Origin of the sequence: Nitrincola iocasae (assembly GCF_008727795.1) — a bacterium.
Classification (GTDB): Bacteria; Pseudomonadota; Gammaproteobacteria; order Pseudomonadales; family Balneatricaceae; genus Nitrincola; species Nitrincola iocasae.
The window spans coordinates 2,065,720-2,090,704 of sequence record NZ_CP044222.1; the positions used below are offsets into that span (position 1 = coordinate 2,065,720).

Genomic DNA, 24,985 nt, shown 5'->3' on the forward strand with positions numbered 1-24,985 from the left:
AGGAATAACTATGCTTGCTAGTCGTTTAATTGCTCATCGCGGCTGTTCTTTGTTGGCACCTGAAAATACTCTGGCAGCCATGTCACTCAGTAAAAAACTGGGTGTAGATTGGGTAGAGCTCGATGCTAACCTCATGGGCGATGGTACAGTGGTGGTGTTTCATGACGACCGGCTTGAGCGCCTGACGAATGGGCAGGGTATGCTGATGGACTTGAGTGTCGAGGATTTAGCCGGTCTGGATGCGGGTAGCCATTTTTCAGCGGCTTACCAGGGGGAAACCATCCCGACCCTGGAGCAGATGCTCAAGCAGCTCGACCGGGATCAACTGGGATTGAATCTGGAAATCAAATGCTACCCCAGTTTCACTGCCGAACAGATTGTCCTGCCGGTTATAGCGTTACTTGAACGTCACTGGACCGCATTTGAACGTCTGATTATCTCTTGCTTTGAAACAGAGGTGCTGACGCTGATTCGCCAGCATAAACCGGACTGGCCGCTAGGTCAGTTATGGGAAGAACTACCCAGTGACTGGCAAACAACCGTGGAACAGCTCAATGCAGTCAGTGTGCATCTGGATCACACGACTTTAACTAACGCGCAAGCCAAAGCGATTAAACAGTCTGGTCTGGATTTGTATGTTTATACCGTGAATGACAAAACCACGGCGAAGCGTTTATTTGACATGGGTGTTGATGGTATTTTTACAGATGATCCCACCCTGTTTTAGTTAACCATCAACTCAGCAAACGTCAGATCAAAACCTACTCTGTAGGTGATTATAATTTATACCGGATTATCGTCTTGGAGATTTTGGCTTTGCCGATAGAGGTCTGGAAGCAGACCTAGGAGTTCCTTTTGTCGCCGCAGTCCTTTTAGAGGTCGACTTCAAACCGGGACGCGCTGCTTTTTTGGCATTAGCACGCGAATCACTTCGTCCACGTGCACCGGCGGTGGAGCCAGAGCTTCGTGGCTTAGGCTGACCTGCCGAGGCGGGTTTACGTGACCTACTGGGCGTATTTTTAGAAGATTTTGCTGTTTTAGCTGTTTTTTTAGCGGCAGGTGATGCATGGGTATCAGACTGGGCTGTCAGTTTAGCGATAGTGTCAATTTCAGCCGCTGTTAAATCACGCCAGTCCCCCAGTGCCAGGCCTTTTAACGACACATTCATAATACGCACACGCTCCAGGCGGGTAACCTGATAGCCAAAATGCTCGCACATGCGTCTGATCTGTCGATTAAGCCCCTGAACCAAAATGATTTTAAAAACAAAGGTCGAAACCTTTTCAATTTTACACTTTTTGGTTACCTGACCCAGGATGGGTACACCAGCCATCATCCCCTGTAAAAAAGTATCTGTTATCGGCTTGTTTACTGTGACCAGGTATTCTTTTTCATGATTATTACTGGCCCGAAGAATCTTATTGACCAGATCACCATTGTTGGTCAGAAAAATCAGCCCCTGTGAATCCTTGTCCAGACGCCCTATCGGAAATATACGTACGCCATGATTGACAAAATCAACGATATTGCCCTTTTCTGATGCTTCGGTCGTACTGACAATACCCACGGGTTTATTCAGCGCAATAAACACCAGGTCATCTTCTTCATAGGGTTCCAGCGTCTGACCATTCACCTTGACAATACTGCCAGGAAAAACCTGATCACCGGTTGTCGCACGCTTACCATCAATAAACACATTACCCTGCTCAATATAGCGATCAGCTTCACGACGTGAACACATGCCACTTTCACTGATGTACTTATTGATACGAGTTGATGTTTTAAAAACCATAATACCTTCCGAATGGGCGTATCACTTCACATGCGCCGCTCCTGCGCATCCATGCGCCCGCGGCATATTGCGCCACGGACGGCGCCTATGCAGAAAATGCAGGAGCAGTTTTCTGTCCGTACATCCTGTACATGCGCCCGCGGCATACCGTACATAACCAAAAACGGGCCACTAGGGCCCGTTTTTATATCGTCGCTGAACTCGAGGTTCAGATCGCTACGATGTTTTCCGCCTGAGGACCTTTCTGGCCCTGAGTCACAGCAAACTGTACTTGCTGACCTTCGGTCAGGGTTTTGAAACCTGAACCAGAGATAGCGCTGAAATGGGCGAAGACGTCCGGTCCAGACTGCTGTTCAATAAAACCGAAACCTTTAGCTTCGTTGAACCATTTGACGGTACCAGTAGTGACGTTTGACATAATATTAATCTCGATCAAAATATAAAAATTGTGAATCAATCAGCAAAATTGCCAGAAGGATTCGGTCATGCTTTAAGTAATGTTGGAACTTATGTTTTCAGAACGAGGGTCATACTATGATGCAGGACGTCGAAATGGTGCATAAATACAAGCTACTTTAAAAACAAGTTAAGTATACACCCTATTTTGTTGTTGTCAAAGCTTTATTTCACTACCACTTAAGATAGTCGCACAACCTTTCGTCCACTATATAAATAGGACCTACAGGACTCTTGGGCTAATGGGCCAGATCGGTCTGACACGCCGTGAACACATCCCTGTGGGCTCCAGCGCGCCATCCATGGCGCACAGGGTCAGCCAGATCCGATCCCATCAGCCCCCACCACTTGGGTGCCAACGTAAGGTTCATTTAATAGCAGTTCTTGTAAAACTTTCAGCCATACTGTCGAATCAAAAACTGAGTGGCCATGACCTATGCAATGAACACGCAGTTTATCTTTGGACTGGCAGAGGACTTCGAGCGGGGTGGTGATATCGCTTTGATGTGACCGTCTGCCGCCAGGACGGCGGCAGTCGAGCGGTCAGGGATGACGAAAAGCGTGTCACAGCAAAGCGATATTACCACCCCAGCTAAGCACCAACCAAAGTGATACCACCACCCCAGCATGACACCAAAAATCAACTTAACGGCTTACCAACCCTATCCAGGTACTCAGCATAACCCGCCTCCTCCATCTCCTCCACCGGAATAAAGCGCAGCGAAGCCGAGTTCATACAGTAGCGCAAACCCGTAGGATTGGGACCATCGTTGAACACATGCCCCAGGTGGGAATCAGCCGTGCGACTGCGGATTTCGGTACGTGCTGCAAACAAGGATTGATCTTCTTTTTCAACTACAGCTTCACTATCAACCGGTCTGACAAAGCTGGGCCAACCGCTGCCCGATTCAAATTTATCCGCTGAAGAGAATAACGCTTCTCCAGAAACAACATCCACATACAGCCCTACGTCCTTGTTATCCCAATAAGCATTATCAAAAGGACGCTCAGTCGCATCTTCCTGGGTGACTTGGTACTGCAAGGGAGTCAGTCGTGTTTTAAGATCTTCGTTATCAGTCATAGCCTGGCCTCATAATGTAGATTTACACAGATGCAAAGGCTTATACGGCACGACGCGCCAATTCGGGCACCGGCCCTTCAAGACCCATGGCAAAGCGGGTAACCCTTGGTTTGGCAAACGGCAGGCGTTCCGCCAGACCCAAGCCAACATTGCGTATCAGCTTTAAGGGTAGCAGGTCATTGCTGAACATGCGGTAGAACATATCCATTGATTGCATCATCAACAAATTCTGTTTACGTCGCGCCTGTTCATATCGGATCAGAGTCGTCTGACTGTAGAACGCATCCCCCTGATCCTGCACACCCAGCAGCACCTCGGCTAGCATAGCAGCATCCATAAAGCCTATATTAACTCCCTGCCCGGCTAATGGATGGATCATATGGGCTGCATCGCCAGCCAGCGCAACACCCTCTTGCACATAGGTCAGTGCATGCTGACGGCGCAGCGGGAAAAAGCCACGCTCAAGCACCTGGTTAATCTGACCCAGGCAGTCGGGAAAGGTTTGATGCAGTTCCTGTAAAAAATCGGTATCGGACAGACTAAGCAAGCGTTTAACTTCATCGGGTGTGTTGTACCATACCACTGAGCCCTGATTACCTGTCAGCGGCAGGAAAGCCAGTGGCCCGGTCGGGGTAAACTGCTGCCAGGTGATATCCTGCTGCGGGTAGTCAGTCACCACCGAGGCAACCAATGCGTGCTGGTTGTAATCCCATTTATGAATACCGATGCCGGCCGCCTGACGCACCCGGGATTCCCCTCCATCGGCACCGATCAGCAAACGGGCGACCAACTCACGTCCACCGTCGAGCTGCACCAGACTGGAACCCGGCGAGTAATCGATCGCTTGCACCTTAGCAGGACAGATCAAGTCGATGTTATCAAAGCGCTGCAGGGTTTCCAGCAGCGCCAACTGAGTGATACGGTTTTCAACAATATTACCCAGCCAGGGCTCCCCGACTTCGTCGGACTTGAATTCAGTTGAAGCCATGGACTCGCTGGATTCCCATACCTTCATGCGCTGATAAGGGCAGAGTCGACGCGAAGTAATGCCTTCCCAGGCACCTAGATTACGTAACAGATTTTCTGAAGCCACACTCAGCGCCGACACCCGCAAATCATGGGGCTGAGAGTACTCAAACGCCACTGGATACTCGTGCTCTATCACCGCGATCTGATAACGACTGTTGCCCAGCGCACAGGCAATAGCCGAACCGACCATGCCGCCCCCAACAATGACGATATCGTAGTGTGTATTCATCCGTTAATCCCTGTTAAACATGGGTGATGCCGCCCATATAGGGTAATAGCACCTCTGGAACCCGAATCCGGCCATCCGCCTGCTGATAGTTTTCCATCACCGCCACCAGCGTACGACCAACGGCCAGACCGGAGCCGTTCAAGCTGTGCAGCAGTTCGGGCTTACCGGTTTCAGGATTACGCCAGCGTGCCAACATGCGACGCGCCTGAAAATCGCCCATATTGGAGCAAGAGGAAATTTCCCGGTACTTCTGCTGGCCTGGCAGCCAGACTTCAATATCGTAGGTTTTAGTGGCACCAAAACCCATATCCCCGCCGCAGAGATTTACGACACGATATGGCAGTACCAGTAATTGCAGAATACGTTCGGCATGTGCCGTCAGTTCCTCAAGCGCTTGCATAGAGCTTGACGGCTCCACCAGGTTGACCAGTTCAACTTTCTCGAACTGATGCTGACGAATCATGCCACGGGTGTCACGTCCGGAGGCGCCTGCTTCGGAGCGGAAGCAAGGGGTATGGGCGACAAATTTCAGTGGCAATGCGGCCGCATCAACAATCTGGTCACGAACCAGATTGGTGACGGGCACTTCGGCTGTTGGAATCAGGTAGTAAGAGCGATCACCAAAGGGCAGTTTGAACAGGTCTTCTTCAAACTTGGGTAGCTGACCGGTACCCGTCAGTGAATCGGCATTCACCATAAAGGGTACATTCACTTCGGTATAACCGTGGCTGGCTGTGTGGGTATCCAGCATAAACTGCGCCAAAGCGCGGTGCAGACGAGCCAGTGGACCCCGCATCACAGCAAATCGCGAACCGGTCAGTTTGGCAGCCGTTTCAAAGTCCAGTTGGGTATCACGCTCACCCAGGGATACATGGTCCAATGGCTCAAAATCAAAGCTGGGTAACGTGCCCCAAAGACGCACTTCAACATTATCCTCTTCGGAGGCACCTTCAGGCACGCTGTCATCCGGCAGATTGGGAATACCCAGCAGCAGATCATCCAGTTCAGCCTGAAGTGTCTGCAAGGCGGCTTTAGCTTGATCCAGCTTGTCGCCTAACTGCCCGACTTCAGCCAGCAAGGGCGCGATATCCTCACCCGACGCTTTAGCCTTACCGATGCTTTTTGAGCGGGTATTGCGTTCATTTTGCAGGCTTTCGGTGTCAACTTGCAGTTTACGGCGCTGCTCTTCCAGCGCACTGAAACGCTCAAGTGGAAACTCAAAGCCTTTTTTCTTCAATAGCCGGGTAATTTCTTCCGGGTTCGCACGAACAATTTTCGGATCAAGCATGCAAGACTCTTCCTGTCACAGTATGAATCTGTCGGGTTAAAAAAATAAACGGGTAAACCACAAGCCAAGATAAAGGGCCGTTATGCACAGGATAACACTCAATAAGATATAAATCAGCGCTGCGCTAAAGTGCCCTTCATTCAGTAACGTAACGGCTTCCAGCGAGAAGGTAGAGAAGGTAGTGAAACCGCCCAGCAAGCCGGTCATCAACAAAGGGCGCATTTCGGGAGACAGGCGGGCTTTTTCCATAATCAGCACAAACACCACGCCCATTAGCAATGAACCCAACAGGTTAACACTCAGTGTGCCCAATGGCAGGCGTGAATCACTGGTATTAAGCCAGGATGACAGCCAATAACGAGCCGAGGCGCCTAAAGCACCCCCCAGAGCTACCGCAAGCATATGCATCATAAGGGATTTCCTATCAATAACGTTGCTTAGGACTTTGCTGATCCTGAGCTTTCAGATAACGCAGTTTTTCGGCTATTTTAATTTCCAGCCCTCGCGGCGCCGGGTCGTAATACACCCGATCCTGAATCGCTTCCGGCAGGTAATTTTCACCCGCGGCATAGGCATCAGGTTCATTGTGCGCGTAACGGTATTCATCACCGTAGCCTTGGGCTTTCATCAACGCGGTAGGTGCATTGCGCAGATGCACTGGCACCTCGTGTGAGGCTTCCTGTCTGACATCAGCGCGGCATTGATTAAAGGCCTGATACAGCGCATTACTTTTAGGCGCACAGGCACAATAAACGGCCGCCTGCGCTATCGCACGCTCGCCCTCGGCAGGTCCGACACGTTCAAAGGCATCCCAGGCCGCGATCGCCACTTGCATCGCGCGTGGATCGGCATTGCCGATATCTTCAGAGGCTATGGCGACCAGTCGTCTGGCTACATAGAGCGGATCACAGCCACCCTCGAGCATACGACAATACCAGTACAGCGCGCCATCCGGAGATGAGCCGCGTACCGACTTATGAAACGCTGAGATCATATCGTAAAACAGATCCCCGCCTTTATCAAAGCGGCCCCCCCCCGACTGCATCACTTCGTCCAGGGCGGCGGCGGTGATGTGTTCGCTATCACCAGCTGGCTCGGCCAGATCAGTAGCCAGTTCCAGTAAATTCAGGGCTCGCCGGGCATCACCATCAGCCGCAAGGATTAGCTGTTGCATCACGCCATCTTCAAAAACGAAACGCCGCTGACCCAATCCACGCGGCTCATCAGACAAAGCCCGATCTATCACCTGCTGGATATCGCTGTTTTCCAGTCCACGCAACAAATACACCCGAGCTCGCGATAGCAAAGCGTTATTCAACTCAAATGACGGGTTTTCGGTGGTCGCACCAATAAAAACCACTGTACCGTCTTCCACATAAGGCAGAAACGCATCTTGCTGAGATTTGTTGAATCTGTGTACCTCATCAACAAACAGCAGTGTTTTACGTCCACGCTGGGCACGTATCTGTTTGGCTTCCTCTACCGCTTGTCGAATATCCTTTACCCCTGACAGCACCGCTGACAGGGTAATGAAATGGGCATCACTTTGATGCGCAATCAGGCGTGCCAAAGTGGTTTTTCCTACTCCGGGCGGCCCCCACAGGATCATGGAGTGTACGTACCCCTGCTCTATTGCTTTACGCAAGGGTTTGCCAGCTGCCAACAGGTGCGTCTGCCCGGCATACTCATCCAGCGTCAGTGGGCGCATTCGAGCCGCAAGAGGCTGGTAACCGGCAGGCTCACTGTCAGCAAAAAGATCGGTCATCAGAAAGCGGCATCCAGAATCACATCAACATTTTCGGGTGGTTCAAACTGAAACAGCGCTTCATCCAGTTCCGGATTGAGCTGCTGCGATGACAACTGAATCACCGAGCGCTGACCCAGGGTATCATCCAGCATCAGCTCAGAAAGTACTGCATCCTTGAACAATAACCTTACCCTTGAAAATAGCGCCTCTTGAGACTCTTTAGGCAGCAGTTCAAATACGCGGACATCCTCATAGCTCTGCGTCAAACTAACCTCATAGCGTGTATCCAGTTCGTGAATACGCCCATTCAGAATCAATGCCGGTGCACTGTCGGTATTGGCTTCAGCGGGTTTCCGCGTGGCCTGTTCCAGATCAGGATCATAGATCCAGATATATTCCCCATCAGAAATAATATCCTGTGGGAAAGGCGTCAGTGTTTTCCAGATGAATTTATCCGGACGAGAAACAGCAAAGTAACCGCTGGAGCTTTCGCCCGCTTCACCCTGTTCATTGATTATGGATTGTTCAAAATCTGCCTGAAACCGATCATATCCTGACAGCAGCGAGGCCAGCTCATCCAGAGGTTGTGCACTAACAGGTAAGGTCAGTGTTAAGCAAAGTAGAGCAATCAGTTTTCGCATCAAGTGTTCCTTGTTAATCTCTTGGGGGCGGTGGGGCCAGCACTTCACGCTGTCCATTACTACCCGCTGTTGAAACAACACCGGCTGACTCCATGGTTTCAATCATGCGTGCTGCACGGTTGTAGCCAATTTTCAGTCTGCGCTGTACCGCCGATATTGAAGCCTTACGACTGTCTGTAACGAAAGCAACAGCTTCGTCATAGAGTTCGTCCTGCTCATCATCGAACATGCCAGCTGAACCTCCGCCGAACGCACCGCCTTCATCACCACCATCTGACATAATCTCATCCAGATAGTTCGGGGGCCCCATCTGCTTCCAGGCCTCAACGGTACGATGCACTTCATCATCGCTGACAAACGCGCCATGCACGCGATTGGGAATACTGGTGCCTGCCGGCAGATACAACATATCGCCGTAACCCAGCAGGTTCTCAGCACCTGACTGATCCAGAATGGTGCGTGAGTCAATTTTTGACGACACCTGAAAAGCTATCCGGGTGGGTACGTTCGCCTTGATCAGGCCGGTAATGACATCCACTGAGGGACGCTGAGTCGCCAGAATTAAATGAATACCCGCCGCACGCGCTTTTTGTGCAATTCGGGCAATCAGCTCCTCAACTTTTTTACCCACCACCATGATCATATCGGCGAACTCGTCGATCACCACAACGATATAGGGCAGCGTGGTTAAGGGGGGCGCTGGCTCATCGGCTGGCAAGCCATAGTCTTCGGCTTTCCATAACGGGTCTTTTAGCGGCTGCCCGGCGGCTTCGGCTTCCAACACCTTGTCATTGTAGCCACCGATGTTTCTCACCCCCATTTTCGCCATCAGCCGATAGCGACGTTCCATTTCACCGACACACCAACGCAAGCCACCTGCGGCCTCTTTCATATCGGTGATGACCGGTGTCAGAAGATGCGGAATACCTTCGTAAATCGACAGCTCCAGCATTTTCGGATCAACCAGGATCAGCCGCACTTCTTCGGGCGTAGCTTTAAACAGCAAACTCAGCAGCATGGCATTCACACCCACCGATTTACCCGACCCGGTAGTACCCGCGACCAATAAATGGGGCATTTTTGCCAGATTGGTCACAACCGGATTACCGCCAATATCATTGCCTAGCGCCAGGGTCAGCTTTGAACGCGCTTCAGCGAAGGGTTTAGAGTTGAGTACCTCACTGAGGTGCACAATCTGGCGTGACTCATTGGGTATTTCAATACCTACCACGGACTTACCCGGTATCACCTCCACGACACGCACACTGGATACCGTCATGGAACGGGCCAGATCCTTGGCCAGATTACTGATTTTACTGGCTTTAACACCAGGCGCCGGTTGAATTTCAAAGCGTGTAATCACCGGCCCTGGATTTACCTCAACCACTTCAGCAATTACGCCGAAATCCTTAAGTTTGTCTTCAAGCAAACGGGACATACTTTCCAGCTGCTCTTCGCTGTAACCCTGGGTCTGTTGTAATTCAGGTGCATCCAACAGCTCCAGAGAAGGCAGTTTCATCGGTTTTTTAACTACAACCGCCGCCGCTGTGCTGGTTTCAACCGCATTATCAGCATCCTCCAGCGGCTTATGTGTTTCTGATAACGGCACAATTTTCAGATGGCGGCGCTGTTCAACCTGTTGCGCTGTCTCAGCAACCAAAGGTTGATCAACTGCTGCCGGTGTGACTTTGGGTGCAACGGCTGGCGAGGCCTCAACTGCAGAGGCTTCCGGTGCCCGTACACGTGCCACCATCGACTCAAGGCGTGGTTCGCGACGTTCCTCAGTTGAAGGAGCAACAGCTGTTTGCTTAGCGGAGCTTTCTGTCGTTTTCTTAACCGGCAACTTGATGGCAGGCACTTTCAGCGCTGGAAAGCTAACGGCTGAAGCACGGCTCAGCAGTTTCGGTATAGCAAATAGCAGTTGACCGGTAAAATCGACCAACGCCAGCCAGGAAACCTCCATAAACAGGGTTAAACCAGACAAAAGCAACACCCAGGCTAAAAGCGTTGTTCCCGGCACGCTGAATACAGCAATACTGAGATCAGATAAAGCATGGCCCACTAATCCACCTGCTGTGAAGGGTAAATTAAGGGGCTGATTGGAAATATGAACCGATAACAGGATTGTTAATCCCAACAGTAATACCAAGGCACCGGTAAAGCGAAGCATCAGATAGGGAATGGCATCCAATAAGCCTACTTTTCGGCGCCACAGAAAACGTAGCGTTGGCCAGAGTATCAGTAAAGGAATAATCCAGGCAGCCAAGCCAGTAAAAGAGATCAGCAAATCGGACAACCAGGCACCGGCAACCCCTGCCCAATTGGAAACAGTCGGCTGATAGCCAGCATGGGACCAACCGGGGTCGGCAGGTTCATAGCTCCACACAGCCAGACACAAAAACAAGGCTACACCCAGGATCACGATCAGACCCGCTTCCTTGAACACGCGCGCCAGGTGTTGGCTCAGGGGTAACGGACGGGACACTCCGCGCTCACTCACATTTTTATCCTTACGCATTTATATCCAAACATTATTCAATCACAGGAGCCATATTGTGCCACAAACCACCCTCAAGACAGGAGTGGCAATAGGTTACTATTATCACGCTATTTGTTTATCATCAGCGATAAATCTTCACCGAGCCGTTTTTGATAGGACATTTTAATACCATGAGCACTAACAAACACCACAGATTGATCATCCTCGGCTCCGGCCCTGCCGGCTACACTGCCGCAGTTTACGCTGCCCGTGCCAATCTTAACCCGGTTGTTATTACCGGCATGCAGGCCGGAGGACAATTAACCACCACCACTGACGTTGATAATTGGCCGGGTGACGTCGAGGGCGTACAAGGCCCTGAATTAATGCAACGCATGCAAAGTCATGCTGAACGCTTTAATACAGAAGTAATTTTTGACCACATTCATACCGCAGAGTTGCAACAAAAACCCTTCAGATTGGTCGGCGATATGGGTGAATACACCTGCGATGCGCTGATCATTGCAACCGGTGCTTCTGCACAGTATTTAGGCCTTGAATCTGAAGAAGCATTCAAAGGCAAGGGTGTCAGCGCCTGCGCCACCTGCGATGGCTTCTTTTATCGTGGTCAGAAAGTTGCTGTGATCGGTGGCGGCAATACTGCAGTTGAAGAGGCACTCTATCTGTCTAACATCGCCGCCGAAGTCACGCTTGTTCACCGTCGTGATTCACTGCGTAGTGAAAAAATTCTGCAGGACAAACTGTTTGAACGCGCCGAAAATGGCAATGTTCGTCTGCTCTGGAATCATCAACTGGACGAAGTCCTGGGTGATGAGATGGGTGTAACCGGCATGCGGGTAAAAAGCACCGAAAATGGTGAGACACAGGATATCGATTTGCAAGGCGTCTTTATAGCGATTGGCCATAAGCCTAACACTGAGCTGTTTACCAACCAACTAGACATGCACAACGGTTACCTGAAAATTCATTCAGGCCTAGAGGGTAATGCCACCATGACCAGTATTGAGGGTGTTTTTGCCGCCGGTGATGTATCGGATCACATCTACCGCCAAGCCGTCACCTCAGCAGGTTTTGGCTGCATGGCGGCACTGGATGCAGAACGCTACCTCGATGATCTGAAAAACTAATCAAAAGGCCATACCGCCATGATTGTCTGGCTGGACAATGCGGATACCCCCTTTCCTCCCCCCGAGCAGGCTCTGGAGCATCCTGACGGCTTGCTTGCGGCAGGAGGCGGCTTATCCCCACAGCGCCTGCTGAGTGCTTACCGCCAAGGTATTTTTCCTTGGTATAATCCTGGTGAGCCGATACTCTGGTGGAGTCCTAATCCGCGCTGTACCATCCGACCATCCGACCTGCATATTTCACGCAGCCTGCGCAAGCAACTACTGCGTGAAGACTACTCTGTCACCTTCGATAATGCCTTTATTGACGTCATTAAAGCCTGCGCCGCCACTCGCTCAAACCAACCCGGCACCTGGATAAGCACCGAAATAATGGCGGCTTATTTTCGACTACACCAACTGGGTATTGCACACTCTGTTGAAGTCTGGCGGGATGATAGTCTGATTGGCGGTTTGTATGGGCTGGGAATAGGCTCACTGTTTTTTGGTGAATCCATGTTCAGCCGTGCTGATAATGCCTCAAAAATCGCCTTCAGCTATCTTTGTGTACAATTACAGCAGTGGCAATTTCAACTAATTGACTGTCAGGTCTACAATAGTCACTTAGAAAGTCTTGGTGCCGGACTCATGCCTCGCGATGAATTTCTCGACTTGCTTGCCTGCCACCTGGACGATCCAGAACCGCAAACATGGCAGTTCAACGTAAATGCTCGCCAGGTAGCAGGTAAAACTTTATGAGTGACATGCATACGTTACGTTTTTACGTAACCCCTTCTCACAATTGCAGCTATCTACCTGATCGACAGGCGAAAACCCTGTTTGTCGATCCGCAGATAGAAATTACTACCGATACCTACAGTCAGCTGTCTGAATTAGGGTTCCGACGTAGCGGCAGCCACGTCTATCGGCCGCACTGCGAAGGTTGCCAGGCTTGCCAGTCAATTCGCATACCCGTCGGCTTTTTCAAGCCCAGCAAAACCCAGCGACGACTAATTAATATGAATAGCGACCTGAAGGTCATGCGCAAGGCACCCAGCATGTCCCGGGAGTATTTTGCACTGTACAAAGCCTATATTGACGCACGCCACTCCGATGGCGATATGTACCCACCGACACCGGAACAGTTTCACCAATTTCTGATTGATGGTGCACTAGATAGTTGGTTTTATGAATTTCGTGATCCAGATGACAAGCTGGTCTGCCTTGCAGTAACCGACCACCTACATCAGTCCATGTCGGCGCTCTATACCTTTTTTAATCCTGATGAAACTCGTCGTAGCCTGGGCACCTATGCCATCCTGTGGCAGTTACAGGAAGCAAGCCGCCGGAGTATGCAGTATCTGTATCTAGGCTATTGGGTTAGAGATTGTCGCAAAATGAGCTATAAAACCGCTTTTAAGCCGCTGGAAATGCTTATTGATGGTCACTGGACGCATTTTCGACAAGAATCATTTTGAATCAGGCACTTTTTCAGGTAGAATCTGCGCCTTTGAAACCGGACAAGGTTTTAATCAACCGGTTTTAATCAACCAGTCTCAGAGGTAATCACTGAATGGCGAAAGAAGATTCATTTGAAATGGAAGGGACTGTAATAGACACCCTCCCAAACACTATGTTCCGTGTTGAGCTGGAAAACGGCCATGTTGTTACGGCTCATATTTCCGGCAAAATGCGCAAACACTACATCCGTATTCTGACGGGCGACAAGGTCAAGGTTGAACTCACACCTTATGACCTGAGCAAAGGGCGTATCACTTATCGCGCACGCTGAAAAACGGCGGTTCTTTTAGCTACCGCCGCTTTTCATTCTGGCAGACGATAAGCAGCCCTCAGGCTGCTACCGTCTCGCAGATCAACTTGATATCACCCTCATCGGCTGATATCTCCACATCCCCACCGCGTTCCGCCAGTTCTCCGAAGAGTATCATTTCCGCCAAGGGCTTCTTGATTTTCTCCTGAATCAATCGGCGCATCGGGCGAGCACCCATTTTCTCATCGTAGCCATGCTCAGCCAACCAGTTACGGGCTGATTCAGTGACATTCAAGACCACCTGCTTTTCATCCAGCTGCGCTTGAAGCTCAGTCAGGAACTTGTCTACAACGCCCTTAATTACATCCGGGTTCAGTGGTTTAAACTGAATAACACTGTCCAGACGGTTGCGAAATTCAGGTGTAAACAGGCGCTTCAAGGCCTCCATACCATCGGTACTGTGATCCTGATGAGTAAAGCCAATAGAGGGCCGACTCATGGCCTCAGCACCCACGTTGGTTGTCATCACCAAGACCACATTACGGAAATCAGCCTTACGACCATTGTTATCCGTCAGCGTACCGTTATCCATCACCTGCAGCAGGATATTGAACACTTCCGGATGCGCCTTCTCTATCTCATCCAGCAATAACACACAATGAGGTGATTTTGTGATCGCCTCCGTCAGCAAGCCGCCCTGATCAAAACCGACATACCCAGGTGGCGCACCGATCAGGCGCGATACCGTATGCCGCTCCATATACTCAGACATATCAAAGCGTACCAGCTCAATCCCCATAATACGGGCCAACTGAGCGGTTACTTCTGTTTTACCCACACCGGTAGGACCGGCAAACAGGAAAGAACCCACCGGCTTATTCGGCTCTTTAAGGCCCGCTCGGGACAGCTTAATCGCAGCCGCCAGTGTATCAATGGCTTCATCCTGTCCCAGCACTACCATTTTCAGGTTAGAGTCCAGCTTTCTGAGTAGATCTTTATCAGAGGCAGACACGCTTTTCGGCGGTATACGCGCTATTTTCGCGACAACGGCTTCAACTTCGGCGACATCTATGATTTTTTTACGATTTTCCGGCTTTTGCAGGCGTTGATACGCACCACTTTCATCGATGACATCAATGGCTTTATCGGGCATATGCTTGTCATTGATATAACGATCCGCAAGTTCGGCTGCCGCCTTAAGTGCTGCATCGGTATATTCCAGATCATGATGCTCCTCAAAACGGGATTTGAGCCCCTTGAGGATCTGATAGGTATCAGCCACGCTAGGCTCCAGCACATCCACTTTCTGGAAACGTCGCGCCAACGCCCGATCTTTCTCAAATATTCCTCTGAATTCCTGGAAGGTGGTGGAACCGATACAGCGTATCTCACCCGAGCTCAGTAGTGGCTTGAGTAGATTGGAGGCATCCATGGAGCCACCAGAGGCGGCACCAGCACCAATAATGGTATGTATCTCATCAATAAAAAGAATTGCTTTAGGTTTCTGACGAATTTCATTCAGCAGATTTTTTAGGCGCTTCTCAAAATCGCCGCGATACTTGGTACCGGCCAGTAAAGCACCAAGGTCCAACGAATAGACCACGCTGTCAGCGATAATTTCGGGCACGGAATCTTCGATAATCAGCTTCGCCAATCCTTCGGCTATGGCGGTTTTACCAACACCGGCCTCGCCAACCAACAGCGGATTATTCTTACGTCGACGCGACAGTATCTGCACCACACGCTCCATTTCCATATCACGTCCAACCAACGGATCTATGCGCCCTTGGGCTGCCTGTTGATTAAGGTTAACGGCATACTGCGACAAGGCGCTCTTGCTCTGGTTTTCTCCATCAACCTCTGCAGCATCCTCATCCGATTGCTCAGATTGAGGCGAATCACCCACACGGGATATACCGTGAGAGATATAATTCACTACATCAACACGCTCAATGCCCTGCTGCTGCAAAACAAAGGCGGCATGACTTTCCTGCTCGCTGAAAATAGCTACCAGGACATTAGCACCATTGACATCCGACTTCCCGGAAGATTGCACATGAAATACGGCACGCTGCAGCACTCGCTGAAAGCCCAGTGTCGGCTGGGTTTCCACATTGGGAATATTATCTGGTAGTAGTGGTGTGGTTTCTTCAATAAACTGCGCCAACTGATCACGCAACCGGTTAAAGTCAGCTCCACAAGCCAACAACACCTCCGCCGCATCACGATTATCCAGCAGTGCCAGCAACAGATGCTCAATGGTCATATACTCATGACGCTTGTCGCGCGCTCCCCGAAAGGCAGCACTCAGAGTTTCTTCAAGTTCTCGATTCAACATAGGGCTACCTCTTATACCTGCTCGACTTCACACAATAATGGATGCTTATTGGCTCTTGCATATTGATTAACCTGTGCCGCCTTGGTTTCAGCTACATCACGGGTATACACTCCACATACGCCTTTCCCCTGAGTATGGACCGATATCATCACTTGTGTCGCCTTTTCCTGGTTTAAATTGAAAAAAATCATCAACACTTCAACCACAAAATCCATCGGCGTGTAGTCATCGTTTAGCAGTACCACCCGATACATAGGTGGTTTTTTCAATGCCGGCTTGACGCTGGCAGTTGCCAACTGACCATCAGCCGGGTTCTGATTTTCATCCTCCGCTCCGTCACCCGCCATTGTTACTAACCACTGACTATCATTGTTCATTAAACACCTGACCTGATTGTTTTGCATCATTCGCTTTATCTGCACTTTCGTTTGATCACCGTAACGTAATATAATTCCCATTCGCAGGAGTGGTACAAGTATCTGCAGTCCCTGCATGGATGTAAAGGAACGCTGGTTTACATAAGTGTAACAGCTAGGCGTCATCATAGGATATCGGGCCAATAATGGCTCGGATGATTGGAATTCAGGGGAGCAGATAATGCAGACAGGTATAGTCAAGTGGTTCAATAACGCCAAGGGGTACGGCTTTATTTTAAGTGAGGCATTCGACGAAGAGTTATTCGCCCACTTCTCTGCCATTATGGCAGACGGTTACAAAAGCCTTAAAGCCGGGCAGACCGTAGAATTTGAGACCCAGAACGGTCCCAAGGGACTACACGCCATCAACATCAAACCCATAGAAACACCGCATATGGACTAAACTACAACCGCCTTGAATCTGCACAGGCTTTCGGAGAACAGACATCGCTACACTGATACTCTTTCACAAACCGTTTCAGGTTTTAAGCTGTTTCACCGATGCCGAAGGCCGTAAAACCTTGTCTGACTATATTAGCCAGCCAGGCTATTATGCGGCTGGGCGGTTAGATTATGACTCCGAAGGATTGCTGCTGCTGACCAATCATGGGCAGCTTCAGCAACGCCTTGCCGACCCTCGCTATAAACTTGAAAAAACCTACCGGGTTCAGGTGGAAGGCATTCCCGACGCCTCCGCCCTTGAACTACTTCGCCAGGGTGTAAAGCTCAAAGATGGCTTGACCCTGCCAGCCAAAGCCCGGCTGATTGATCCACCGGCTACTTTCCCGCGCACTCCACCGATCAGAGAACGCAAAAATATTCCGACACAATGGTTGGAACTGACCCTGCGCGAGGGACGTAACCGTCAGGTGCGGCGCATGACAGCGGCTGTCGGCTACCCAACCTTGCGTCTGATACGCTATGCGATAGGTAACTGGACACTGGATGGGCTGGCTCCTGGGGAGTCGCGACAGGAAGACGTAATGGCTCCCGAGCAGAAAAAGCCTGCTCCACCTATTAAGCGAATAGGAAAACCCATGAAGCGTCATGGAAAAGCAGCGAAAACAACACAAAAATGATATGCTAAGTTTTTTATTCAGAACCAGAATCTGCTCTCACACTCATGACTGATCACGCCCAAACCAAAGTTATCGTCGGCATGTCCGGCGGCGTAGACTCCTCCGTATCGGCTTTACTTCTGTTGCAGCAAGGCTATCAGGTCGAAGGGCTGTTTATGAAAAACTGGGATGAAGATGATGGCACCGAGTACTGCACCGCTAAAGTTGACCTGGCCGATGCCCAGTCCGTATGTGACAAACTAGGCATCCCACTGCATACTGCCAACTTTGCTGCCGAGTACTGGGACTTTGTCTTCGAACATTTTTTAGCTGAATACAAAGCGGGCCGCACACCCAATCCTGACATCCTGTGCAATCGGGAAATCAAATTCAAAGCCTTCCTTGAATACGCACAGTTTTTAGGCGCCGACATGATCGCCACGGGACACTATGTTCGCCGCGTAGAGCGTGATGGCCATACTTGCCTGCTTAAGGGTCTGGACAACAATAAAGATCAAAGTTACTTCTTGCATCAGGTCGGCGAAGCGCAACTGAAGCAGACTTTCTTTCCAGTTGGAGAGCTGGAAAAGCCTGCCGTTCGGGCACTGGCGGAAGAATTCGATTTGGTCACACATGATAAAAAAGACAGCACCGGCATCTGCTTTATCGGGGAACGCCGCTTTCGTGATTTTCTGCAACAATACCTACCCGCTCAGCCAGGTAAAATAGAAACACCCGAAGGTCAGGTGATTGGCGAGCATATGGGCTTGATGTATTACACTCTCGGTCAGCGTCAGGGATTGGGCATTGGTGGCCTTAGAGATTTCCCCGATGCGCCCTGGTTTTCCGCTGCAAAAGATCTGCAGCGCAACGTACTGATCGCCGTTCAGGGACTGCAACACCCACTGCTATTTTCAGACTGGCTAACGGCCTCTGAGATTTTTTGGATCAACGGCCAGCCGCCGCAACTTCCCTTTCACTGCAAAGCCAAGGTACGCTACCGCCAAAGCGATCAGCCTTGCTGTATAGATACAGATGGACAAGGCGGTTATAAAATTACATTCACAGAACCCCAGCGTGCTGTTACCCCTGGGCAGTCGGTTGTCCTGTATCAGGATGAAATCTGCCTTGGAGGGGGGGTTATAGAAACCACCAGCCGCTGCAAGTCCAACCAGGTGAAAGACTAGTATGTCCAGAGAACACGATGAACAGGTCATTGCACTGGCCGGTATTTTTCAGGCAGCCAGCCTGGTTGATCAGATTGCACGCCGCGGCATGGTGCCGCAAAATAGCTTTGAAACCAGCATCGCCAGCTTGTTTGTCACCAATCCAGAGCTGACCGAAGATATCTATGGTGGCGCAACAGACCTGCCCTTCAATCTGAGTACCGGGTTGCGCACCTTACAGGATGTGGTGGAAAAAAAACGTAACGAGAATAATGCCGATGTTATGCGCTACGCCCTCAGCGCCATGCACCTTGAGCGTAAACTCAGTGCTCGCCCCGATCTACTGAATGAGATAGGTAAACGCCTTGAAGAGTTGAACCGTAAGGCCCAGTATTTTGGTGACCATTCAGACGTTACTGATGACACTAAAGAAGACCGTTTTACACCCTCAGCCTTTACCCATGCCAACGTAATAGCGGGTCTGGGCGGGCTCTACCAGGACACCCTCAGCACTTTCAGTTTCCGTATTCAGGTCAGTGGTGATCCGCGCAATCTGCAAAACAGTGAGAATGCAGCCAAGATTCGTGCGCTGCTGTTGGCCGCGGTGCGAGCTGCGATGCTCTGGCGCCAGGTAGGAGGCAAACGTTGGCACCTGATTTTTTTCAAGTCCCGGGTGCGACCGTCCCTGAAGCGTATTCAGCGTTAAAATCAGGTATAATATTGCCCATTCCTTTAACCCGTAGATAAAAGCGAGACAGTTGCTCATGGAGCTTTCCGCCCTTACCGCTATTTCCCCCGTTGATGGCCGCTATGGCAGCAAAACAGCTGCACTGCGTGAATTTTTCAGTGAGTTCGGTCTGATCCGCTGCCGTGTTGAAGTGGAGATCCGCTGGTTACAACAACTGGCCGCTCACCCACAGATTACCGAAGTGCCTGCGCTCAGCCATGAAGCCGATGTGCTACTGAACAGTATTGTCAGTGACTTTAGCCTGGCAGATGCCGAAAGGATCAAGGCGATTGAAAGCCGCACCAATCACGATGTTAAAGCGGTCGAGTACTTTATTAAGGAAAAGATTAACAACAACGCTGAACTACTTAATATTACAGAGTTTGTTCACTTCGCCTGCACCTCGGAAGATATCAACAACCTGTCGCACGCACTGATGCTTAAAAATGGCACCGCCGAATTACTGCAGCCGATGAAACAACTGGTTAGCGCCCTGTCCGGACTGGCACAAACACATGCCGAACAACCTATGCTGTCTCGCACACATGGCCAGACTGCATCGCCTACCACGGTGGGCAAAGAGTTGGCCAATGTCGCCTATCGCCTGCAGCGTCAGATCAAGCAGATTGAAGCTATTGAATACCTGGGCAAAATCAACGGCGCTGTCGGTAACTACAATGCGCACTTAAGCGCTTATGCAGAAATCGACTGGGAAGCCAACGCCAAGCGTTTTATAGAAGATCTAGGGTTAACCATGAACCCTTTCACCACGCAGATAGAGCCGCACGATTATATTGCTGAGTTGTTTGATGCGGTATGCCGCTTTAACACCATACTGATCGATTTTGACCGTGATGTATGGGGCTATATCTCACTGGGGTACTTCAAGCAAAAAACTGTGGCCGGCGAAGTGGGCTCATCCACCATGCCGCACAAGGTCAACCCGATCGACTTTGAAAATTCCGAAGGTAATTTGGGTCTGGCCAACGCCATTATGCAGCATCTGGCACAAAAGCTACCCGTTTCACGCTGGCAGCGTGACCTGACTGACTCCACCGTATTGCGTAATCTGGGTGTGGGCTTTAGCCATAGCCTGATCGCTTACCAGGCAAGCTTGAAAGGCATTTCCAAACTGGAAGTGAACCCGTCCCGTCTTAATGACGATCTTGACAACGCCTGGGAAGTTTTAGCTGAACCTATTCAGACAGTCATGCGCCGCTACGCCATTGAAGAACCTTATGAAAAGCTCAAGGATCTAACTCGCGGCCAGGCCATGACCCGTGAGACACTGCAGACCTTTATCACCACGCTGGAGATTCCCGAGCAGGCAAAACAGGATCTGTTGGCACTGACACCGCACAGCTATATCGGTAATGCCATCACTCAGGCCAAACGCGTCTGAGCGCATCCATCATGCTGAACAATATTCGTATCGTCCTGGTTGAAACCTTTCATCCAGGCAATATAGGTGCAGTTGCCCGGGCCATGAAAAACATGGGATTGTCTCAGTTAACCCTGATCAATCCACGGGTTTTTCCCGATCCGGAAGCCACCTCTCGTGCAGCAGGTGCCAAAGACCTGCTGCAGCAGGCGCAGGTGGTCAGCAGCCTGGATGAAGCCATTGCCGACTGTCAGTTGGTAGTGGCCACCAGTGCCCGCGAACGTACCTTTGACCTGCCGCTGATGGACCTGGAAACAGCGGCTCAGCAGATGCTAAGTGAAAGCCCTGGCGGTAATATCGCCATACTATTCGGGCGTGAAACCATGGGGCTGACCAATGCGGAAATGCTGGCGTGTAATCGGCATCTCTATATTGACGCCAACCCGGCCTACCCGGTGCTGAATATTGCTCAGGCGGTTCAACTGGTTTGCTATGAACTTTGGCGCACTCAGCGCAAAGTACTCAACACACCGACAGAACCCGCGCCCTATCCGCGCCAGGACGAAATGACGCGTTTTTATACGCATCTGGAAAAAGTGCTGCGCGCCACCCAGTTTATCATTCCACAGCACGAAGGCCGTGTCCTGGACAAGCTCAAACGGTTTTTTAATCGCGCCCGTCCGGAAAAAACTGAACTGGGTATCCTGCGCGGCATCCTGACATCAGTTGAAGAAAGCCTTGAGCGCAAGTCTGGCCAATCGACCAGCCAACATACCTCCGATAAACACTGATCTCTGAATGGATATTATGCCCATGAACCTGCCCTTTCCGCTAGGTGATATGCCTGTCGAAACCTTTCTGCGTGATTACTGGCAGAAAAAACCACTGGTGATCCGCCAGGCTTTTCCAAACTTCACCTCACCGGTAGCGGCAGACGAACTGGCCGGACTGGCGTGTGAAGCCGATGTCGAGTCGCGCCTGATTGCATTCGATCCAGCGTCAGATAGTTGGGAAATGGAGCAAGGCCCGTTTGCAGCTGATCGCTTCAGTAGTCTGCCTGAGCGCAACTGGACACTACTGGTACAAGCTGTAGACCATTGGGTACCTGAAGCGCATGCCCTGCTGCGTCGCTTTAACTTTGTTCCCAACTGGCGAGTTGATGATCTGATGATCAGCTATGCCGTCGATGGCGGCGGTGTCGGCCCACACTATGACAATTATGACGTCTTCCTGATTCAGGCAAGCGGCACCCGACGCTGGGAGTTTGGCGGCTTGTATGATGAGCATTCTCCCAAGCGCGATGATGCCCCAGTGATGATTCTGCCAGAATGGCACGCCGAGGAAAGTTTTGACCTGCAACCTGGCGATATGCTCTATCTGCCCCCACGCATTGGTCACAATGGCATTGCAGTTGGCGATGACTGCCTCACCTGCTCCATAGGTTTTCGTGCACCCGCCATTCATGAGATGCTCAGTGGCTTTGCAGATTTTATGGGTGAACGTATTGGTCATGACGAACGCTATACTGATGCTGATCTGACACGGCCAACCGATCCCGGTGAAATCAGCGCTACCGCTCTTGAGAATACCCGGCAGCGCTTGCTGGCACTGTTTAAGGACGAGGCACTTTTCAGTCAATGGTTTGGCCGTCTGGTTACGGAACCAAAATACCCTGAACTGGCCGCTGATGACGCTGACAGTGTCAGTCATGACGATCTGTTAACGTTTCTGCAGGACGAGGGCGAGTTGTATCAAAATGAAGGCAGCCGTCTGGCCTGGAGTGCCATCGGTCACGACATTCTGTTATTTGCTGATGGTGAGCATTATGCTCTCAGCAGTGAATCGGCCATCTCGCTAGCCAGGCATCTGTGCCTCTACCAGCCTGTCGATCTCAACTGTGTAGATATTACAGATGCACAATCTCTGGATCTGCTGTGTGAACTGCTAAAGCGCGGATTGCTTTACAGTGAATCAACGGAAGACGACGATGCCTGACATCTACTGACAATACGCATCACCATGACTGACAGTTAAGGTCATGGCCAGCCAAAGCCCGCTTCAGCATAAAAAGCCAGCGGGCTTTTGTTTATACTAAAGCCTAACAACTTTGGTATAAATATCTTTAAAATCAGCTATTTCTTACTAAAAATTTAATTTTTGTAGTCAACTTTTTATAGACCAATTAAGAATATAAAAACTATTTTTTATTCCAGTAGTCAAGGTTGAAAACTATAAAAATCCAACTGAACAAAAGTCTAATCCCTAGTTGCAAATGGGCTGAAACCGCCTTAATTGCTCACTGCTGCCGCCAGCATTCACCAGCTAACAGTGTAGTAAAATTACACTATTGATACCGCCAACCCTGTAGTATGACTACACCTTTGCTGCTATGCACAAAAATAGCTTTGACACTCCCCAGACTTCACCGCATCATTCACACCAGCAACGCCCTGACAGCTGACCGTTCAGTGGCCGAAATTTAAGTTCAATTTCCTAAACCGAAAATTTTGAGAAGGAAAAACCATGTCTACTCTCGATAAAGACATTGATGCTGTTGCAAAACTAACAGAAGAGTTTGGCCCGGCTTTTAAAGGCATCAATCCTGAATATGCGGCTCGCATGCGTGCTCAGAACCGTTTCAAAACCGGTCTGGAAATCGCTCAGTACACCGCCGACATCATGCGCCAGGATATGGCTGACTACGACGCCAACAGCGCTTCTTACACGCAGTCTCTGGGTTGCTGGCATGGTTTTATCGGTCAGCAGAAACTGATCGCGATCAAAAAACACTTTGGCACCACCAAAAAGCGCTACCTCTATCTGTCTGGCTGGATGATCGCCGCACTGCGCTCTGAGTTCGGTCCGCTGCCTGACCAGTCCATGCATGAGAAAACCTCAGTACCTGCACTGATCGAAGAACTCTACACCTTCCTGCGTCAAGCTGATGCTCGTGAAATGGGTGGTTTGTTCCGTCAGCTGGATGCCGCACGTGCCGCTGGCAATGCCGCTGAAGAGAAAGCGATTCAGGACAAAATCGACAATTTTGAAACTCACGTTGTGCCTATTATTGCTGATATCGATGCCGGTTTCGGTAACGAAGAAGCCACTTACCTGCTGGCTAAGCGCATGATCGAAGCCGGTGCTTGCGCCATCCAGATCGAAAACCAGGTATCTGATGAGAAGCAGTGTGGTCACCAGGATGGTAAAGTTACCGTACCGCATTCTGACTTCCTGGCTAAAATCCGCGCGGTTCGCTACGCCTTCCTGGAACTGGGTATCGACAACGGCATCATCGTTGCACGTACCGATTCCCTGGGTGCTGGCCTGACTAAGCAGATCGCTGTGACTAACGAACCTGGCGACCTGGGTGACAAGTACAACAGCTTCCTGGACGGTGATTACATCAACAGTGCCGATGATATCGCCAACGGTGATGTAGTCGTTAAAGCCAATGGCAAACTGCTCAAGCCCAAGCGTCTGGCATCTGGTTTGTTCCAGTTCAAGAAAGATTCCGGTGTAGACCGCGTGGTTCTGGATTGCATCACCTCACTTCAGAACGGTGCTGACCTGCTGTGGATTGAAACTGAAAAACCCCACGTTGGCCAGATTGCCAGCATGGTTAACCGTATCCGTGAAGCAGTTCCGAATGCCAAGCTGGTGTACAACAATAGCCCTTCATTCAACTGGACACTGAACTTCCGTCAACAGGTATTTGATGCCATGGCTGAAGCCGGTAAAGATATGTCTGCTTACGATCGTGCGGATCTGATGAGCGTCAAGTACGATGAAACCGAACTGGCGATCGAAGCTGACAACCGCATCCGTACCTTCCAGGCTGATGCGTCACGTGAAGCAGGTATCTTCCACCACCTGATCACCCTGCCGACTTACCACACCGCCGCCCTGTCGACTGACAACCTGGCGAAAGAGTACTTCGGTGACGCGGGTATGCTGGGTTATGTTGAAGGTGTTCAGCGTAAAGAAATCCGTCAGAGCATCGCCTGTGTTAAACACCAGAACATGGCCGGTTCCGACATGGGTGACGATCACAAAGAGTACTTCTCTGGTGATGCAGCGCTGAAAGCGTCTGGTAAAGACAACACCATGAACCAGTTCTAAATCTGCTTCTCTAGCTCCTTAATCAAGGGGCTATGAAAAAAGATATTTCGTGTGCTAATTGTCTATCGAAATATCACCGAACCGCGCTACTCTTCTAAGATAGCGCGGTTTTTTTATTGTCTTAATTTGTGGCAGTGGCACAT

Annotated in this window: 24 protein-coding genes; 13 read left to right on the forward strand and 11 right to left on the reverse strand. The window is 50.4% G+C overall.

All coding sequences use genetic code 11. The features are described 5' to 3' along the window. Positions 1-10 precede the first annotated feature (10 nt). Positions 11-727: a glycerophosphoryl diester phosphodiesterase gene (locus F5I99_RS09630; RefSeq protein ID WP_151055481.1), complete on the forward strand. Its 717-nt coding sequence runs from the start codon at positions 11-13 to the stop codon at positions 725-727. Positions 728-793: 66 nt separating this feature from the next. Here F5I99_RS09630 and rluF read toward each other — a convergent pair whose 3' ends face one another. The 9 genes from rluF to F5I99_RS19885 form a co-directional block, all read right to left on the reverse strand. Continuing rightward, entirely contained in the window at positions 794-1,792 is a 999-nt protein-coding gene (rluF, locus tag F5I99_RS09635; protein ID WP_151055484.1) for a 23S rRNA pseudouridine(2604) synthase RluF, read from the reverse strand. A 208-nt stretch (positions 1,793-2,000) separates the two neighbouring features. Beyond that, positions 2,001-2,210, reverse strand: coding sequence for a cold-shock protein (locus F5I99_RS09640; RefSeq protein WP_036520797.1), 210 nt, complete (start codon positions 2,208-2,210; stop codon positions 2,001-2,003). Between the two features lie 678 nt (positions 2,211-2,888). Then, on the reverse strand, positions 2,889-3,329 hold the full coding sequence (msrB, locus tag F5I99_RS09645) for a peptide-methionine (R)-S-oxide reductase MsrB (protein WP_151055486.1): 441 nt from the start codon (positions 3,327-3,329) through the stop codon (positions 2,889-2,891). Between the two features lie 40 nt (positions 3,330-3,369). Beyond that, positions 3,370-4,587 carry a UbiH/UbiF/VisC/COQ6 family ubiquinone biosynthesis hydroxylase gene (locus F5I99_RS09650; RefSeq protein ID WP_151055488.1) on the reverse strand — a complete coding sequence of 406 codons (1,218 nt, stop codon included), beginning with the start codon at positions 4,585-4,587 and terminating at the stop codon, positions 3,370-3,372. Between the two features lie 13 nt (positions 4,588-4,600). Further along, on the reverse strand, positions 4,601-5,875 hold the full coding sequence (serS, locus tag F5I99_RS09655; RefSeq protein WP_151055490.1) for a serine--tRNA ligase: 1,275 nt from the start codon (positions 5,873-5,875) through the stop codon (positions 4,601-4,603). Between the two features lie 36 nt (positions 5,876-5,911). Then, the gene (crcB, locus tag F5I99_RS09660) at positions 5,912-6,286 is read right to left on the reverse strand and encodes a fluoride efflux transporter CrcB (RefSeq protein ID WP_191905826.1); all 375 of its coding nucleotides are present in this window, start codon (positions 6,284-6,286) and stop codon (positions 5,912-5,914) included. A gap of 13 nt (positions 6,287-6,299) precedes the next feature. Next, positions 6,300-7,640 (reverse strand): replication-associated recombination protein A, encoded by a 1,341-nt coding sequence (locus tag F5I99_RS09665; protein ID WP_151055492.1) that lies wholly within the window; start codon positions 7,638-7,640, stop codon positions 6,300-6,302. Further along, positions 7,640-8,263: an outer membrane lipoprotein chaperone LolA gene (gene lolA / locus F5I99_RS09670; protein ID WP_191905827.1), complete on the reverse strand. Its 624-nt coding sequence runs from the start codon at positions 8,261-8,263 to the stop codon at positions 7,640-7,642. The genes F5I99_RS09665 and lolA overlap by 1 nt, the downstream gene beginning before the upstream one ends. Positions 8,264-8,276: 13 nt before the next feature. Then, entirely contained in the window at positions 8,277-10,781 is a 2,505-nt protein-coding gene (locus F5I99_RS19885; protein WP_151055496.1) for a DNA translocase FtsK, read from the reverse strand. Positions 10,782-10,933: 152 nt separating this feature from the next. On the opposite strand from F5I99_RS19885, the gene trxB reads away from it, so the two are divergent. The 4 genes from trxB to infA all read left to right on the forward strand — a co-directional run bounded on the left by trxB (position 10,934) and on the right by infA (position 13,658). Continuing rightward, positions 10,934-11,890 (forward strand): thioredoxin-disulfide reductase, encoded by a 957-nt coding sequence (gene trxB / locus F5I99_RS09680; RefSeq protein ID WP_151055498.1) that lies wholly within the window; start codon positions 10,934-10,936, stop codon positions 11,888-11,890. Positions 11,891-11,908: 18 nt separating this feature from the next. Continuing rightward, the gene (gene aat / locus F5I99_RS09685; protein WP_151055500.1) at positions 11,909-12,625 is read left to right on the forward strand and encodes a leucyl/phenylalanyl-tRNA--protein transferase; all 717 of its coding nucleotides are present in this window, start codon (positions 11,909-11,911) and stop codon (positions 12,623-12,625) included. Then, positions 12,622-13,344: an arginyltransferase gene (locus tag F5I99_RS09690; protein ID WP_151055502.1), complete on the forward strand. Its 723-nt coding sequence runs from the start codon at positions 12,622-12,624 to the stop codon at positions 13,342-13,344. Before aat ends, F5I99_RS09690 begins: the two co-directional genes overlap by 4 nt. Positions 13,345-13,439: 95 nt before the next feature. Then, positions 13,440-13,658: a translation initiation factor IF-1 gene (gene infA / locus F5I99_RS09695; RefSeq protein WP_036522914.1), complete on the forward strand. Its 219-nt coding sequence runs from the start codon at positions 13,440-13,442 to the stop codon at positions 13,656-13,658. Positions 13,659-13,716: 58 nt separating this feature from the next. Here infA and clpA read toward each other — a convergent pair whose 3' ends face one another. Both clpA and clpS read right to left on the reverse strand, forming a co-directional pair. After that, positions 13,717-15,975, reverse strand: coding sequence for an ATP-dependent Clp protease ATP-binding subunit ClpA (gene clpA / locus F5I99_RS09700; RefSeq protein ID WP_151055505.1), 2,259 nt, complete (start codon positions 15,973-15,975; stop codon positions 13,717-13,719). A gap of 11 nt (positions 15,976-15,986) precedes the next feature. After that, entirely contained in the window at positions 15,987-16,322 is a 336-nt protein-coding gene (clpS, locus tag F5I99_RS09705; RefSeq protein WP_151059072.1) for an ATP-dependent Clp protease adapter ClpS, read from the reverse strand. Between the two features lie 250 nt (positions 16,323-16,572). Here clpS and cspD point away from each other — a divergent pair, with 250 nt between their 5' ends. The 8 genes from cspD to F5I99_RS09745 all read left to right on the forward strand — a co-directional run bounded on the left by cspD (position 16,573) and on the right by F5I99_RS09745 (position 24,842). Continuing rightward, complete coding sequence (gene cspD / locus F5I99_RS09710) at positions 16,573-16,794, forward strand: cold shock domain-containing protein CspD (RefSeq protein WP_151055507.1); 222 nt, start codon at positions 16,573-16,575, stop codon at positions 16,792-16,794. Positions 16,795-16,837: 43 nt separating this feature from the next. After that, the gene (locus F5I99_RS09715) at positions 16,838-17,470 is read left to right on the forward strand and encodes a pseudouridine synthase (RefSeq protein WP_151055509.1); all 633 of its coding nucleotides are present in this window, start codon (positions 16,838-16,840) and stop codon (positions 17,468-17,470) included. A gap of 44 nt (positions 17,471-17,514) precedes the next feature. After that, positions 17,515-18,636, forward strand: coding sequence for a tRNA 2-thiouridine(34) synthase MnmA (gene mnmA, locus F5I99_RS09720; protein WP_151055511.1), 1,122 nt, complete (start codon positions 17,515-17,517; stop codon positions 18,634-18,636). Position 18,637: 1 nt separating this feature from the next. Next, complete coding sequence (gene hflD / locus F5I99_RS09725; protein ID WP_151055513.1) at positions 18,638-19,321, forward strand: high frequency lysogenization protein HflD; 684 nt, start codon at positions 18,638-18,640, stop codon at positions 19,319-19,321. Between the two features lie 58 nt (positions 19,322-19,379). Beyond that, positions 19,380-20,744 carry an adenylosuccinate lyase gene (gene purB / locus F5I99_RS09730; RefSeq protein WP_151055515.1) on the forward strand — a complete coding sequence of 455 codons (1,365 nt, stop codon included), beginning with the start codon at positions 19,380-19,382 and terminating at the stop codon, positions 20,742-20,744. An 11-nt stretch (positions 20,745-20,755) separates the two neighbouring features. Then, positions 20,756-21,514 (forward strand): RNA methyltransferase, encoded by a 759-nt coding sequence (locus F5I99_RS09735; RefSeq protein ID WP_151055517.1) that lies wholly within the window; start codon positions 20,756-20,758, stop codon positions 21,512-21,514. A gap of 7 nt (positions 21,515-21,521) precedes the next feature. After that, complete coding sequence (locus tag F5I99_RS09740) at positions 21,522-22,718, forward strand: cupin domain-containing protein (protein ID WP_225307365.1); 1,197 nt, start codon at positions 21,522-21,524, stop codon at positions 22,716-22,718. A 528-nt stretch (positions 22,719-23,246) separates the two neighbouring features. Continuing rightward, positions 23,247-24,842, forward strand: coding sequence for an isocitrate lyase (locus tag F5I99_RS09745; RefSeq protein WP_151055519.1), 1,596 nt, complete (start codon positions 23,247-23,249; stop codon positions 24,840-24,842). Positions 24,843-24,985 lie beyond the last annotated feature (143 nt).